This window comes from Streptomyces chisholmiae, assembly GCF_031845445.1.
Lineage (GTDB): Bacteria > Actinomycetota > Actinomycetes > Streptomycetales > Streptomycetaceae > Streptomyces > Streptomyces chisholmiae.
The window spans coordinates 277,767-293,503 of record NZ_JAVREO010000009.1; the positions used below are offsets into that span (position 1 = coordinate 277,767).

Annotated in this window: 9 protein-coding genes; 4 read left to right on the forward strand and 5 right to left on the reverse strand. The window is 73.2% G+C overall.

The genetic code is table 11. From position 1 onward, the window contains the following. Positions 1–332: 332 nt before the first annotated feature. A complete protein-coding gene (locus RM844_RS17345) occupies positions 333–3,299 on the forward strand; it encodes a glycoside hydrolase family 2 TIM barrel-domain containing protein (RefSeq protein WP_311668135.1) in 2,967 nt (988 codons plus the stop codon). Positions 3,300–3,355: 56 nt separating this feature from the next. Here RM844_RS17345 and RM844_RS17350 read toward each other — a convergent pair whose 3' ends face one another. From RM844_RS17350 to RM844_RS17360, 3 genes are all read right to left on the reverse strand, one after another. After that, positions 3,356–4,540, reverse strand: a complete 1,185-nt coding sequence (locus tag RM844_RS17350) for an ROK family transcriptional regulator (protein ID WP_311668136.1) — start codon at positions 4,538–4,540, stop codon at positions 3,356–3,358. A 63-nt stretch (positions 4,541–4,603) separates the two neighbouring features. Then, the gene (locus tag RM844_RS17355; RefSeq protein WP_311668137.1) at positions 4,604–5,323 is read right to left on the reverse strand and encodes a hypothetical protein; all 720 of its coding nucleotides are present in this window, start codon (positions 5,321–5,323) and stop codon (positions 4,604–4,606) included. Between the two features lie 10 nt (positions 5,324–5,333). Next, complete coding sequence (locus tag RM844_RS17360) at positions 5,334–9,905, reverse strand: RHS repeat-associated core domain-containing protein (RefSeq protein ID WP_311668138.1); 4,572 nt, start codon at positions 9,903–9,905, stop codon at positions 5,334–5,336. A gap of 247 nt (positions 9,906–10,152) precedes the next feature. On the opposite strand from RM844_RS17360, the gene RM844_RS17365 reads away from it, so the two are divergent. Together RM844_RS17365 and RM844_RS17370 are read left to right on the forward strand one after the other, a co-directional pair. Next, entirely contained in the window at positions 10,153–10,389 is a 237-nt protein-coding gene (locus tag RM844_RS17365; protein WP_311668139.1) for a helix-turn-helix domain-containing protein, read from the forward strand. 227 nt (positions 10,390–10,616) lie between these two features. Then, a complete protein-coding gene (locus RM844_RS17370; RefSeq protein WP_311668140.1) occupies positions 10,617–12,311 on the forward strand; it encodes an alpha/beta hydrolase in 1,695 nt (564 codons plus the stop codon). Between the two features lie 54 nt (positions 12,312–12,365). Here the strand turns inward: RM844_RS17370 and rfbB are convergent, their stop codons facing one another. Beyond that, the gene (gene rfbB, locus RM844_RS17375) at positions 12,366–13,352 is read right to left on the reverse strand and encodes a dTDP-glucose 4,6-dehydratase (RefSeq protein ID WP_311668141.1); all 987 of its coding nucleotides are present in this window, start codon (positions 13,350–13,352) and stop codon (positions 12,366–12,368) included. 24 nt (positions 13,353–13,376) lie between these two features. Continuing rightward, positions 13,377–14,267, reverse strand: coding sequence for a glucose-1-phosphate thymidylyltransferase RfbA (gene rfbA / locus RM844_RS17380; RefSeq protein ID WP_311668161.1), 891 nt, complete (start codon positions 14,265–14,267; stop codon positions 13,377–13,379). Between the two features lie 342 nt (positions 14,268–14,609). On the opposite strand from rfbA, the gene RM844_RS17385 reads away from it, so the two are divergent. Further along, on the forward strand, positions 14,610–15,731 hold the full coding sequence (locus tag RM844_RS17385) for an acyl-CoA dehydrogenase family protein (RefSeq protein ID WP_311668142.1): 1,122 nt from the start codon (positions 14,610–14,612) through the stop codon (positions 15,729–15,731). Positions 15,732–15,737 lie beyond the last annotated feature (6 nt).

Here is a 15,737-nt window from a genome sequence, read left to right on the forward strand (position 1 = left end):
CTTCCAACAGCTCGTCATAGTTTGGCTCCGAGGCAACATCAACTACCGGTGCTGCCGCCCCTCGGGCGGCGACCGGAGCGCCCTGGACAGCATCCCGTGGGCGGCATAGGTTTTGAGCAGAAGCTAACGTAACTCACTGAAATCCACCATCACCGGCCGAAGTCAGCCGATCCAGGCCCACTCCCGGCCAACTTCCGGCCCAACGTCGGCCCGGCTCCCGGCCGTTGCGCGGCCGGTGACGCCGGCCGCGCCGGGACCCCGCGGCGGGCCGCCCGCGCGACCGCCCGGCCCGCACCCGGGGCCGGGTAACCCCGCACGCCGCAAGGAGACCCATGCACGACCGGCCCCAGGCCGAGGCGCCCTTCGCCGCCCTGCCCTACTACGAGAACCCCACCCCGGCGCCCGGCCCGCTCCCCGCCCGCAGCTGGTGGGCCACCTCCGACGCCGCCCGCCACTCGCTCAACGGCACCTGGGACTTCCGGCTCACCCCCACCGCCGACGGCACCGGCACCGCGTTCCTCGGCGACGACCCGGCGGCCACCGCCGACTGGGACCAACTGGCCGTGCCGGGACACTGGGTGCTCCAGGGCCACGGCAACCCCGCCTACACCGGCGTCGCCTACCTCTTCCCCGTCGACCCGCCCCGCGTCTCCGACGAGAACCCGACCGGCGACCACCGCCGGGTCTTCGACCTGCCCGAGACCTGGCCGGCCGACGGCGAGACCGTGCTCCGCTTCGACGGCGTCGACTCCGCCGCCCGCGTCTGGCTCAACGGCGAGGAGCTGGGCACCTTCCAGGGCAGCCGGCTGCCGCACGAGTTCGCCGTCGGCCACCTGCTGCGCCGCACCGGCAACGTGCTCGCCGTCCGGGTCCACCAGTGGTCGGCCGGCAGCTACCTGGAAGACCAGGACATGTGGTGGCTGCCCGGCATCTTCCGCGACGTCACCCTGCTGCACCGCCCCGCCGGCGCCCCCACCGACCACTTCGTGCACGCCGACTACGACCACACCACAGGCGAGGGCGTGCTGCGCGTCGAGTGCGACGTGCCCGGCCGGGTCCTCGTCCCCGAACTCGGCCTCGACCTCGCCACCGGCGAGCAGGCCAGGGTGCCCGTCCAACCCTGGTCGGCCGAGACTCCCCGCCTCTACCCGGGCGAACTGGTCACCGCCGGCGAACGGATCGCGCTGCGCGTCGGCTTCCGCACCGTCCGGATCGAGGACGGGCTGCTCAAGGTCAACGGCCGCCGGATCCTCTTCCGCGGCGTCAACCGGCACGACTTCCACCCGGACACCGGCCGCGCCGTCGACCTCGCCACCATGCGCGAGGACCTGGTGCTGATGAAGCGGCACAACATCAACGCCGTCCGCACCAGCCACTACCCGCCGCACCCGGCGCTCCTCGACCTCTGCGACGAACTCGGCCTCTGGGTCATCGACGAGGGCGACCTGGAGACCCACGGCTTCTGCTGGATGCCTGGCTGGGCCGGCAACCCGGTCGCCGACGAACGCTGGAACCCCGCCCTCGTCGACCGCGTCCAGCGGATGGTCGAACGCGACAAGAACCGCCCCTCGGTGGTCATCTGGTCGCTCGGCAACGAGTGCGGCCGGGGCGCCGGCCTGTCCACCATGGCCGCCTGGGTCCGCGACCGCGACCCGTCCCGCCCCGTCCACTACGAGAACGACGCCGACTACCCGGACAGCGACATCTACTCCCGGATGTACGCGCCGCACGCCGAGGTCGAGGCCATCGGCCGCCGCGTCGAGCCGCCGCTCGCCGACCCCACGCTCGACGCGCACCGCCGCTCGCTGCCCTTCCTCCAGATCGAGTACGCCCACGCCATGGGCAACGGACCCGGCGGACTCGCCGACTACCAGCGGCTGTTCGAGACCTACGAACGCCTCCAGGGCGGCTTCGTCTGGGAGTGGATCGACCACGGCCTCACCAAGCACACCCCCGACGGCCGCCGCTACTACGGCTACGGCGGCGACTTCGGCGAGGAGGTACACGACGGCAACTTCGTCTGCGACGGCCTCGTCCTGCCCGACCGCACCCCCACCCCCGGGCTGCTGGAGTACAAGAAGGTCATCGAGCCCGTCCGGATCACCGGCAACGCCGCCGGCGGCACCCTGACCATCCGCAACGGCCACGACTTCACCGGCCTCGACCACCTCGCCTTCACCTGGGTCCACACCGTCGACGGCCGCGAGCTGGCCACCGGCGACCTCGCCGTCCCCCCGCTGGCCCCCGGCGAACTCGTCGAACTGCCGCTGCCGCCCGCCCCCGCCGACGCCCCGCCCGGCGAGGCGCTCTGGACCGTGCACGCCCGGCTGGCCCGGGACACCGCCTGGGCCCCGGCCGGACACGAGGTCGCCTGGGGCCAGTTCACCGCCGCGCCCCGACCCGCGCCGGCTCCCGCCCGCGGCCCGCTGGCCACGCCCCGCCGGGACGGCGCCGTGCTCACCCTCGGCCCGGCCACCTTCGACACCCGCACCGGCCGGCTCACCACGCTGGCCGGCCTGCCGCTCGCCGAAGGCCCCCGGCTCGACGTCTTCCGCGCCCCCACCGACAACGACCGGGGCATGCACTGGGAGAAGGACGCCCAGATCAGCGTCGTCTGGGAGAAGCACGGGCTGCACCGGATGCGGCACCGGGTGGACGCGGTGGAACTGGCCGCCGACGCCCTGACCGTCCGCACCCGGGTCGCCCCGCTCTCCCTCGACCCGGCCCTGCACACCGTCTACCGGTGGACCGCCGACGCCGAGGGCGCGCTGCGGCTGACCGTCACCGTCGAACCCACCGGCGACTGGTCATCCTGCCCGCTGCCCAGGCTCGGCGTCCGGCTCGGCCTGCCGGCCGCCTTCGGCCGGGCCACCTGGTACGGCGGCGGCCCCGACGAGTCCTACCCGGACACCCGCGAGGCCAGCCGGCTCGGCCGGTACGCCGCCACCGTCGACGCGCTCCAGACGCACTACGTGCGCCCCCAGGAGAACGGTGCCCGCTCCGACGTGCGGTGGGCCGAACTCACCGCCGACGACGGCGGCGGGCTGCGGATCGAGGCCGGCGAGCGGCCGTTCTGGCTCACCGCCCGCCGGTGGACCAGCGAACAGCTCGACGCCGCCGAGCACACCGTCGACCTCACCCCGGGCGACACCGTCTGGGTCAACCTCGACCACGGCCAACACGGCATCGGCAGCCAGTCCTGCGGCCCCGCCCCGCTGCCCCAGTACCACCTGACCGCGGGACCGGCCGAGTTCGGCTTCCGCTTCCTGGCCATCGACGCCGACCGGCACGGCGGCTGAACCGTCCGGCACGCCGGTTCAGCGGTCCGGCCCCGGGGGCGCCCCCGGGGCCGGGCTCACCGCCCGCCCGAGACATGGGCCCGGATCGCGGCGACCGCCGCGCCCCTGGCCCACTCGTGGAAGTCGTGCCGCTCCGCCGTCACCACCACCGCCTCCGGCGCCACCCGGCACTCGGCCAGCCCCCGCGCCAGCTCGGCGCGGGCCAGCCGCACGATGTCGATCGCCTCGCCGGCCAGCAACACCCGCTTCACCAGCGTGACGTTGGCGACGTTCGCCACCACCCGGCCGAGCGCCCAGGCGGCCTGCCGCACCAGCGCCGAACAGACCGGATCGCCCGCCTCGGCCAGCGCCAGCAGCTCGGCGAAGCCGACCCGCCGGCGCAGTCCCTGCTCGGCGGCGAGCAACAGACACCCGGTGGTGGCGTACGCGTTGACACAACCCCGGTGCCCCGTCGGGCACATCGGCCCGCCCCGGTCCACGATCTGGTGGCCGAACTCGCCCACGTCGGCCTCGGTGACCCGCACCTCCCGGCCGTGCACGAACAGCGCGTAACCCACCCCGGAACCCACCGTGACCAGCGCGAAGTCCGGCACCTCCCGGACCGCGCCGAACCACTGGTGGGCGTAGGCGAGCGCGGTGACGTCGTTCTTCAGCACGCAGGGGATGCCCAACCGGTCGGCGACCAGCCGGCGCACCGGCACGCCCGTCCAGCCCAGCTGGTAGGAGTCCAGCAGCTCCGCCTCGTCCACCTGCGCCGGGGCATGGCCGTCGCCGCCCAGCGCCAGCCCGGCGGCGGCCAGCCGGCCGTCCCCGGCGGCCAGCCGCTCGGCCAGCCCGCCGATCCGGGCGACCACCTCGCCGGGCGCCGGGTCGGCCAGCGGCACGCTGTGCTGGGCCAGCACGTCCGCCCGCAGATTGGTCACCACTCCGTAGAGGCGGTCCGCGGTCAGCTTCAGGCCCAGGAAGTGCGCACCGTCCGCCACCACCTCAAGCGGCCGGGTCGGCCGGCCGTTCACCGGGTCGTGCTCCACCGCGCGCTCGACCACCAGCCCGGCGTCCAGCAGCGGCTTGGTCAGCCGGGTCAGACTGCCCGTGGACAGGCCGAGCTTCCGCGCCAGCGTGGTGCGGGACTGCGGCCCCGAGGTCACCAACTCCCGCAGGATCGGCCGAGCCGGCCGCGGCACCGAACGCCACGCGTCCCCCGCCACCGCCGCGCCCCCTGTCCCCAGTTCCTCACCCACACCCCCACCCTACGGCGCCCCCCTGACACCCGCCCCCGCCGTGCACGTCGACGCCTCGCCCTCTCAGCGGTGGAGGAGGACCTCGTCGGCGAAGGAGTGGGCGTCGGCGAGCGTGGTCGGTTTCTCGTCGAGGGTCAGGGTGTCGTCGAAGGCGGCGCGCCACACCTCGTGGTGGCGGTTCTCGAATTCCACGAAACTGCCGGGGGCGTCCATCAGCCCCGCCAACTCCTGGTGAAGGATCGCGAGCGGCGCGAGACCGCGCTGCGTGCCCTGGCTGTGGACGCCGGTCCTGGTGTTCCGGAACCGCATCTTCAGATAGGGAACGGGCTCCCGGTCAAGGGTGGACGGGCTGATCAGCCGGCGCCGGGCCTGTGTTTCCGCCTCGTTCTCGTCACCGGCGAATTCACAGGCATAACCCGGGAACACCTCGTAGACGAACGGATTCAGCTCCGGGTTCTCGTACTCGTAGTGCTGGTGGACCGCGGGCGGCAGCGCGGCCAGCGTGTCGAACGCGAAGCCCGGCGCGGCGAAGCCGGCCACCGGGGTCAACGGTCGCTCGGGGGAGGCCAGTTCGGCGGCGTGTTCGCGGCTGAAGACCGCCACGGCGCGGGCGATCTCCTCGCGGTATTCGCCCCGGTAGCTCAGCTGGAACAGCGTGTCGCCGGCCGGTGAGAGCGCGCCGCTGAAATGCAGCCCGGGGGCCGGCGACCAGACCCAGGCATCCGTCGCGTCCGCCAGCGGGGCGCAGTTCCGGAAAGACGCGACGGTTTGCCTCAGATCCATGAGTTCACCCTCAGGTACAGCTGTAGTTCGGCCCGACGTTCTGCGTGTAGTTGACCGTCATGTTAGCGCCCCCACTGGAATTGGGGCTGCGGGCCATGGGCTCCAGATTGTTGACGTCGTTGTAGTAGTTGTTCCGCGTGGTCCGGTTGCTGTCGTGGCCGACGGTGTTCCAGTGGTTCACCACCGAGTTGCGGTGCTCGTAGGTGAGGTCGGCGGTGGGCACGATCCGGTTGTTGGCGTCCCGCCAGGTGAGCTGGTTCCGGGGGATGCGGTTGCCGTTGGCGTCCACCGGCACGGCGTTCTGGGCGCGGCCCTCGTCGGTCCAGATCCGGGCCATCTCGTCGTGGGTGGTCTGCCGGTAGCTGTGCGGGTACTCCGTGTGGCGGTTGTGGGTGATCGGCGGGTTGGCCGGGTTGTGCGCGAACCGGCCGGTGGTCGGGTCGCGGTAGGCCAGGCCCAGCGGGTCGATCAGCCACAGCGGGTTGGGCACGTAGGCGTACTGGTTGGCCTCGCCGGCCAGCCCGATCGGGTCGGGCGAGACATAGCGCCCGGTGTGCGGGTCGTAGTAGCGGTTGACGTTGTAGTGCCAGCCGGTCTCGTCGTCGGCGTACTGGCCGGGGAACCGCAGCGGGCAGTCCACGCCGGCCGCCTCGACCGGGCCGTCGGCGCCCGGATCGGTGCCGTCGCCGGCGGGCCTGGGCGCGCCCCACAGGTCGGCGCGCAGCCGCCAGGCGATCCGCCCGTCCGGGGAGACCAGCTCGGCCGGGGTGCCGGAGAGGTCGGTGACCACCGCGTGGAAGGACTCCACCGGGCCGCTGTCCCGCTGGCTCAGCGGGCGGTGGGTGCCGGGCGCGTACTCCCAGGTGGTGGCGGCGCCGTCGGCGGTGGTCCGCTCGGCCAGCCGGGTGCCGTCCCAGTGGAAGTGGACGGTGGCCGCGACCGCGCCGTCCTCGGTGAGCCGCTGCTTCCCGACCCGGCGGCCGGCCGCGTCGTACTGGTAGCGCCACCGGCCGCCGTCCGGGGTGTGCGCCTCGACCAGCCGGCCGTCGTCGTTCCAGCGGTAGGCGCTGATCCGGCGCTGCCCGTTGAGCAGCCGTTTGACGGTCCTGGTGAGCCGGCCCTGGGCGTCGTACTCGTAGGAGGTGCGGCCCTGGGCGCGCAGCTGGTTGCCGGGGAACTCGGCCGGGCCATCCGCGGGCCGGTGGACGTTGCCGGCGCTGTCGTAGGCGTAGCTCTCGGTCCAGTCGGCGCCGCGCAGCGCGGTGACCCGGCCGATCCGGTCCAGGGTGAACTCGCGGGTGCCACCGAGGTGTTCGGCGACGCTGACGACCCGGCCGTCGGCGCGGTAGGTGTAGCCGCGCTGCTGGAGCAGGGTGTCCTCGGCGTCGGGACGGGGGACGGTGACCCGCTGGCTGGCGATCCGGTCGTCCGCGTCCCACTCCTGGCCGATCACCGGGCCGTTGTCGAGCCGCCGGCGCACCTCGCGGCTGGCCGCGTCGTAGCCGAAGTCCAGCCGGTGCGCGCCGACGGCCAGCTCCACCGGGCGGCCGGCGGCGTCGTAGGACCAGACGGACTCGGCGCCGGACGGCGTCCGGCGGGCCGCGGTGCGCCCCAGCGGGTCGTAACGGAACGTGGTGGTGTGGCCGTTGACCGACTCGCTGAGCATCCGGCCCAGCACGTCGAACTCGCGCCGCACCTCGGCGTCCGGGCTGGTGGAGCCGACCTGGTTGCCCAGCACGTCGTAGGCGAAGGTGAACTCCAGCTCGCCGGCGGTCTTGTGGGTCAGCCGGCCCAGGATGTCCCGGGTGTAGGTGATGCGGTGCCGGCCGTCCTCGGCGACCCGTTCGACGAGCCGGCCGGCCGGGTCCACGGCGTAGTCGACGGCGCGGCCGGTGAAGTCGGTCTCACCGACCAGCCGGTTGGCCGGATCGTAGCGGTAACTCCACACCCGCCCCTCGGGGTTGGTGACCGCGACCAGGTTCAGCTCGGTGTCGTAGTCGAAGGTGTGGACGGCGCCGTCCGCCTCGGTGCGGCGGGCCGTCTGGCCGAAGAGCCACGGCTCCAGCTCCAGCGTCTCGCCGGTCGGCGAGGTGTGGGTCCGCAGGTTCCCCTCGCCGTCCCAGGTCCAGCTCTCCCGGGTGCCGTCCGGGCTCTCCTGCCAGTCGGCGCGGCCCTCGGTGGTCCAGCCGAAGCGGGTGGTCTGGCCGAGCGGGTCGGTGGTGGCGACGACCCGGCCGAAGGCGTCCCGCTCGGCGCGGCGGACCTGCCCCAGCGGGTCGGTCACGGTGAGCGTCAGGCCGGCCGGGTCGGCGGTCGTCTCGGTGGTGCGGCCCAGCGAGTTGGTGACGGAGCGCAGCGCGCCGTGCTCGTCGTAGCCGAATCGGGTCTCGTGGCCCAGCGGGTCGGTGAGCGAGATCCGGTTGCCGGCGTCGTCGTAGACGTGCCGCCAGGTGGCGCCGTTGGCCTCGGTGACGGTCAACGGCAGGCCCCAGTCGTCCCGTTCGACGATGGTGGTGCCGCCGTCCGCGCGGACCAGGTGGGTGAAGTCGCCGTTGGCGTCGTAGGTGAAACGGGTGGTCTGCCCGGCCTCGTCGGTCTGCGCCACCAGCAGGCCGCGCGCGTCCCACTCGTTGCGCAGGGTGTGGCCCAGCGGGTTGCTGGCGGTCAGCATCCGGTAGTGCTCGTCGTACCGGTAACGGTAGGTGTGGCCCAGGGAGTTGGTGTAGAGCGTGGTGCGGGAGTCCAGGTCGTAGGCGATGGTGCAGCTGAGCACCCCGCCCTCGCCCTCGCCCGCCACGCAGCGGCCCGCGTCGTCGTAGCGGAAGCGGTACCAGTGGCCCTCGTGGTCGGTCCGGCAGGTGACCCGGCCCCGGTGGTCGTAGGTGTACTCCTTCGGGCGCGGGGCCGAGCTGTGCACCCGGGTCAGGTCGCCCCGGTCGTCGTGGTCGAAGCGGCGCAGCGGCACCGGCTCGCCGCCCGGTTGGCGCAGCCGCAGGCCGACCACCCGGTCGGCGTGGGTGTCGACCTCGACGTGGTAGCCGCCGCTGTGCCGGACGGCCAGCGGCAGGCCGGCCGGGTCCCGGTCGATGGTGACCCGGTTGGCGTTCCGGTCGGTGACCGCGGTCAGGTAGAGGGTGAACCGCTCGGTGCCGAACGGGGGCCTGGCCAGCGGTGCGAAGTGCCGGGTGCGCCCGGTGAGATGGTCGGTGACGCGCAGCTCGCCGCCCTCGGCGCCGTCCCACCGCAGCGCCAGCCGGGGGCCTTCGGCGGGGTAGACCGGCTCGTCCGGTCGGGGCACCGGGTAGTCGAGGACCATGCCGTCCTCGGTCGCGAACCGGACGCCCCGGTCGTCGATCTCCAGCCGCTCGTCCAGGGTGGACGTCCAGGAGGTGCCGAAGAACCGGCCCCACTGGTAGCTGGACAGGTGGGTGCGGCGCAGCGCCAGCGGGAGCACGCCGGCGAGTTCGACGTCGGTGTCGGTGATCAGCACCTCGCCGGACGCCATGTCCACCGGGTCGCCGTTGAGGCAGCGGGAGCCCGGGGGCGTGCCGCGCGGCCCCGGCACGTCGTCGGCGCCGCGCAGCCCGCCGCGGCCCACGTCGCGCAGGCCGCGGCCGATGTTCCGCAGCCCGCCGGCCAGGCCGCCGGCGAGCCCGGCGGCGGTGGTGAGGCCTTTGAGGCCCGGGATACAGTCCAGGGCGGCGAAGGCGACGTCGAGCAGGGAGCCCTGGCCTCTGGCGTACTTGATCAGGGTGTCGGCGAGGACGACGACGGCGGCGGCGACCACGACCCAGGCGAGCGGGCCGCCGATGATCATCACCACCACGCCGAGGACGGCGACGATCACCTTGCAGATCTCGACGAGGGTGTCCCAGGCGTCGCTGAGCCACTCGATGAGCTTCTGCCACCACTTCTTGTTCTGGATGCCGGCGTCGGACGCCTCCTCGATGCCCCGCGCGCACTCCCGGGCCGCGTCCTCCCGTAACTCCTGCGCGTCCAGCGCGAGTTGACGGGCGGCGGCGAGTCGTTCCTCGGCGTCGGCGACCCGGGCCTGGGCGGCGCCGAGCGCGGCACCGGCGGCCTGCGAGTCCCGGGTCGCCGCCCGCACCTCGGCCTCGTCCGGCGGCTCGGCGTCCGCCCGCTCGCCCTCCCGCTGGAGCCGCTCGGCCTCCTCACCGGCCCGGCCCACCCAGTCCTCGGCGTCGCCCAACGCGCCCCGCGCACCGGCCAGATCGGCCTGCGCGGCGACCGCCCGGTCCAGCGCCCGGTCGGCCATCCCCTGCGCGGTCTGCAACCGCGGCCAGTACGTCTGGAGTGCCTGCGAGCAGAGGGCGTAACTCTCCTCCAGCTTGGTCAGGTTGTCCGGCACCCCGTCGAACTCGGCACGGAAGGTGTCCGCCGACCGACCGGCCCAGTCCAGGATGGCCCGCTCGGACGCCAACCCCCGGATCTTGCCCAGCGCCTCACCGACATCGTCCGCGAACTCCTGTAACTCGTCCGCCAACTCCCGCACCGAATCCGGGTCCCCCGGAGTCGGGTCCCGGTCCATGTCGACCGGAGACCAGTCAGACGGCCGTGCCATGACGTACCCCCTGGGCGGTCGGTGAGGGGCCCGAGCATGACGGTACGGGCCCCCCGGGGCGCGCTCAACGGTGCCTCGGTCGGATCACGCCTTCAGGCGAACTTCTGGCCGAATCGGCTGGCCGGGGGCCCGCGCTCCGCTATCAGACGGCGCGCGGCCGGGCCGCGGGGGCGGTCGGGCGAGCGCCCCGGCGCGTCCCGTCATCCTTGGTTGACAGTGCCGAAACGGTCAACCTAGGCTGACCGGCATGGAGATCAGCCAGCTGCTGCTGCTGACCCGGACGGCGACCGGGGACGACCCGATCGCGGGCCTCGCGGCCGCCGCCGAGGTGCGGCGCGAGATGGAACGCCTGGAGGCGGTGCTGGTCCGCCGCGCCCGCGCCCAGGGCCACACCTGGGCGGAGATCGCCGGCACCCTCGGCATCAGCAAGCAGGCCGTGCACAAGAAGTACGGCGGCCGCGGCCTGTTCCGCGCCCAGGACTGACCCCGGCCGGCCCGCGCGACCGCGGCCCCGGCTGGCCGCCGCCGGCCGTCGCCCGCGCAACCCCTTCTGAAGTCCCCGCCCGCCCCTAGTCCCTCGCCCGGATTGAGGGGGCCCGACCGGTGCCGACGGGGCTCCGGAATCCGCGGGCCGCCGCCATAATCGGGCCGATGCTTGGCGAATGCGAAGGATCCAGCCAGGAAGAGCAACGAGACCGAGGAGGCCGTGCCTTGGCACTTTCCGGAACCCGAGGACCCCGCGTCGTCGGCGTCGCCCTGGGCGCGTTGGCGGTGCTGACCTCACTGCTGGTCGCGCCGGCCGGGGCGGCGCCGGCCGAGCCGGCGGACCGGTCGGCCGCGCCACCCGACCCGGCCGCCAGCGGCGTGGCCGACCGACTGGCCAGACCCCTCGACTGGGGCCCCTGCGACGCGGACGCGCTGGCCCCGGTCCCCGAGGCGGACCGGGCGCTCTACAGCTGCGCCGACCAACTGGTGCCGCTGGACCACGACCGGCCGCGCGGCGAGCGGATCAGCATCGCCCTGATGCGCCGGGCCGCCGAGGACCCGGGCCGCCGGATCGGCTCGCTGGTGGTCAACCCGGGCGGCCCCGGCAGCCCGGGCCGGCTGCTGGCCGCCACCATCGCGGACCGCGTGGACGACCGGGTGCTGGACGCGTTCGACATCGTCGGCTTCGACCCCAGGGGCGTCGGCGGCAGCACCCGGATCGAGTGCTTCACCGACGCCAGCGACGCGATCGACGTGTTCGCCGGCCAGCTCGCCATCCCGATCACCGACGAGGAGGTCGCCGGCACCCTCAACGCCTTCGCCCGCTACGGCGACTTCTGCGCGCGGAACGCCGGTCCGCTGCTGGCGCACATGGCCACCCGGGACGTCGCCCACGACCTGGAGTGGCTGCGCGCCGGCCTCGGCGAGCGCCGGCTGAACTACCTGGGGCAGTCCTACGGCACCCTGCTGGGCGCGACCTACGCCAACCTGTATCCGCACCGGGTGCGCGCCATGGTCTTCGACTCGGCCGTCGATCCGCAGCTGCGCACCAACGACGGTCTCCAGCAGGACCGGGAACGTGCCGCCGGCTTCGAGGCCAGCCTGGACGCCTTCCTCGCCGAGTGCCAACAGGTCGGCGACGCCTGCGCGTTCGGCACCGGCGACCCGAGGGCCAAGTTCGCCGAGCTGCGTGACCACCTGCGCCAGCAGCCGATCCGGCTGCCGGACGGCACCGAGCTGGACATCAACTCCTTCACCACCGGGGCGGCCTACGGGCTGTTCTTCTCCGCCGCGCTGCCGGGCCTGGCGGCCGAGTTCCAGGCCGCCTACGACGTGCTGCACCCGCCGGCCGACCCACCCGCGCCGACCGCCGCGGACTTCCCGCTGCTGCGCGCCGGTGGCCAGGCGGCCGGGTTCACCGGAGCGGACGGCGTGGACGGCACGGACGGCGCCGCCGGCGCGGTCGAGGAGAACCCGTACCGGGACTACGACCCGCACTTCGCGGTGAACTGCTCCGACAAGCCCTACGCGCACGAGCAGCGCGACGTGCCGGGCATCGTCGCCGAGTGGGAGACGGAGTCGCCCACCTTCGCCCGCTTCCAGGCGTTCGCCGAGGAGGCGGCCTGCCCGGTCTGGCCGGCCGCTTCGCCGGACCGGTACAGCGGTCCGTGGGACCGGGAGACCCGGCACCCGGTGCTGGTCCTGGGCGGCCTGCACGACCCGGCCACGCCCTACGCCTTCTCCCGACGGATGACCGAACAGCTGGGCAACGCACGGCTGTTGACCATGGACGGATACGGGCACGGGCTGCTCGGGCTGTCCACCGAGGCCGACGCGGCGATCGCCGACTACCTGATCCGGCTGCGGGTCCCGGCCCCGGGCACCGTGGTCGAGCCCGACCTGCCGCTGTTCCCCGGCTGACCGGCCACCGCACCACGTGGAACGGGGGCGCCCGGGGCGGTGGGCTCGGCCGGCTCAGCGGGCCGCCGGCTGGGGCGCGCCCCACCAGGACCGGTGCTCCCGGTACCAGGCGACGGTCTCGGCCAGGCCGTGCTCCAGCGGTACCGCCGGGGCGTAGCCCAACTCCTCGGTGATCAGCCGGCAGTCCATGGCGTACCGCAGGTCGTGCGCCTTGCGGTCCGGCACCTGGCGGATCATCGAGGCGTCGGCGCCCAGCAGCGCCAGCAGCCGCTCCGTGAGCTGGCGGTTGGTCAGCTCGGTGCCACCGCCCACGTTGTAGGCCGCGCCGGGGCGACCACGCTCGGCGACCAGCGCGACGCCCTGGCAGTGGTCGTCCACGTGCAGCCACTCCCGCCGGTTCCGCCCGTCGCCGTAGAGCGGCACCTGACGGCCGGTCAGCAGGCTGGTCACGAAGAGCGGGATGATCTTCTCCGGGTACTGGAACGGGCCGTAGGTGTTGGAGCCCCGGGTGATGGAGACCGGGAAGCCGTGGGTGCGGTGGAAAGCCAGCACCATCAGCTCGGCGGCCGCCTTGGACGCCGCGTAGGGCGAGTTGGGGCGCAGCGGCTCGGCCTCCGTCCAGGGCGTGCCGGTCTCGTCGAGCGAGCCGTAGACCTCGTCGGTCGACACGTGCACGAATCGCCCGACGCCGGCGTCGGCGGCGGCGGTGAGCAGCACCTGGGTGCCCAGCACGTTGGTCCGGACGAATTCCTCGGCGCCGGTGATGGACCGGTCGACATGGGACTCGGCGGCGAAGTGCACGACCAGCTCGACGCCGTCGAGCAACTCCCGTACCAGCGGGGCGTCGCAGATGTCGCCGGCGACCAGCCGGAATCGGGAATCGTCGGCCACCTCGGCCAGATTGGCGGTATTCCCCGCGTAGGTGAGCCGGTCCAACACCACCACCTCGGCGTCGGCAAGCGCGGGATAACGGTTCCGGATGGTCTGCCGGACGAAGTGGGAGCCGATGAAACCGGCTCCGCCGGTCACGAGGATGCGCACGGGACACCTTCCGTCTGTGTCGTTCTACTCGGTCCGCTCGGCCCAGTCGGTCTCGGCGGCGATCTCCATGAGATACCTGCCGTACGCGGTCTTGCGGAGCGCGTGACCGAGTTCGTGGCAGGCCGCGGCGTCGATGAATCCCATGCGGAAGGAGATCTCCTCCAGACAGGCGATCCGGACGCCCTGGCGTTGCTCCAGCACCTGCACGTACTGGGAGGCCTGGAGCAGCGAGTCGTAGGTGCCGGTGTCCAGCCAGGCGAAGCCGCGCCCGAGGTCCACCATGCGGGCCCGGCCCTGGCGCAGGTACTCGCGGTTGACGTCGGTGATCTCCAACTCGCCGCGTGCCGAGGGCCGGACGTTCTTGGCGACGTCCACCACGTCGCTGTCGTACAGGTAGAGGCCGGTGAGCGCGATATTGGACTTCGGTCGGGCCGGCTTCTCCTCCAGGGAGAGCAGCCGGCCCGCCGCGTCCACCTCGCCGATGCCGTAGCGGTGCGGGTCGCTGACCCGGTAGCCGAAGAGGACGCAGCCGTCGGTCCCGGCGATCTCGGACTGGAGGAGCTTGCCGAACCCCGGCCCGTGGAAGATGTTGTCGCCGAGAATGAGCGCGACCGAATCGTCGCCGATGTAGTCGGCCCCGATGAGAAACGCCTCGGCGATTCCGTTTGGCTGTGGCTGCACCGCGTACTCGATGTTGATACCCAGTTTGCTGCCGTCCCCGAGGAGCTGCCGGAAACCGTCCAGGTGCTGGGGTGAGGAGATGATCAGGACGTCCCGGATACCGCCGAGCATCAGCACGGAAAGGGGATAGTAGACAAGCGGCTTGTTGTAGACCGGAAGCATCTGTTTCGATACCGCGTTGGTCAGCGGGTAGAGCCGGGTGCCGCTGCCTCCGGCGAGTATGATGCCTTTCAGCGCAACCCCTCCTCCGGGAACGAAGGCGCATGCCAGGTAATTGTCGATTTCGGGCACTGTAGAACGCCCCGGGTAAAGCTCCACACCCCTAGCCGGACGTTACCGCGAAAGGCGTCCCGGCTTAGGGGGCCCTAGGGGCCACGGCAATTGCCGAAAAGCCGGTTTCCGGCCCTGAGGGGCCGACATCGCCCACCACGGGCGAACGCCGTCCGACCGGCGGCCGACCCCTAGCCCACCCCCCTAGACGGCGGGCCGCATGTGGGGGCGGTAGGGGGTGTCTTGGGTCGGCGGGCGACGCAGCATGAGTCGGGTACCGCAAGCACTTGAATCCTGAGGAGCGACGTGCGGACCCTCCAGGCAGAACGGCAGACCCTCGGCGAACTGCTCCCCGACTTCTCCGCGGCGCTCGGCCAGGCCACGCTGCGGGAGCTTGAGGAGGAGAACGGCCACGCCATCCGGCTCTTCAAGCGAACCGGCGGTCCACGGCTGCTGGTGCCAGCGGCGCAGGGCGGGCTGGGCGCGTCGGCCGCGCAGTCGGTGCGGGTCCAGCGGGCCATCGGCTCGATCGCGCCCTCGTTGGCGATCGCGACCACCATGCACCACTTCTCGGTGGCCAGCCTGGTGGAGACGGGGGCCGAGGACACCGGGCCGCTGCTGAAGGCCGTCGGCACCCGCAACATGCTGCTGGCCTCCGGCTTCGCCGAGGGGGTCACCGGCATCAGCGTGATGAAGCCGGCGCTGACCGCGACCAGGTCCCGCGACGGCTACCGGCTCAACGGCACCAAGAAGCCGTGCAGCCTGGCCCGTTCGATGGACATGCTGACCGCCAGCGTGGTGCTGGAGGAGGACGGTGGGCCGCAGGTCGCGGTCGCCCTGGTGCTGGCCTCGTCCGACGGCCTGACCGTCGAGCCGTTCTGGGGGGCGCCGGTGCTGCGGGCCGCCGAGAGCGACGCGGTGGTGCTGAAGGACGTCGAGGTCGCCGGCGAGCAGCTGGTGCGGATCGGCACCCCGGACGAGGCCTCCGTCGACCGGGTGCAGCACGCCGGGTTCCTCTGGTTCGAGCTGCTGATGTCCGCGAGCTACCTGGGCATCGCCAGTGGCCTGGTCGAGGGCGTGCTGGAGAAGGGGCGCGGGGAGCCGACCGAACGGGTGCTGCTGCTGGCCAGGTTGGAGGCCGCGATGGCCGGCCTGGACTCGATCGCGCGGGCCATCGACGCGGGTACGCCGGCCGCCGAGCTGCTGACCCGGGCGCTGCTGATCCGCTACCAGGCGCAGGAGGCGATCGGCACCACCGTCAACGCGGCCACCGCGCTGCTCGGCGGGATGCCGTTCATCAGCGGGGACCCGCGGGTGCACCTGTTCGCCGAGGCGACCCGGTGTCTGGCGTTCCACCCGCCGTCCCTGGGCCGCGCGGCTCAGCCGATCCTGGACACGCTCACCGGTGAGCCGCTGCGCCTCGTCTGACTCCGC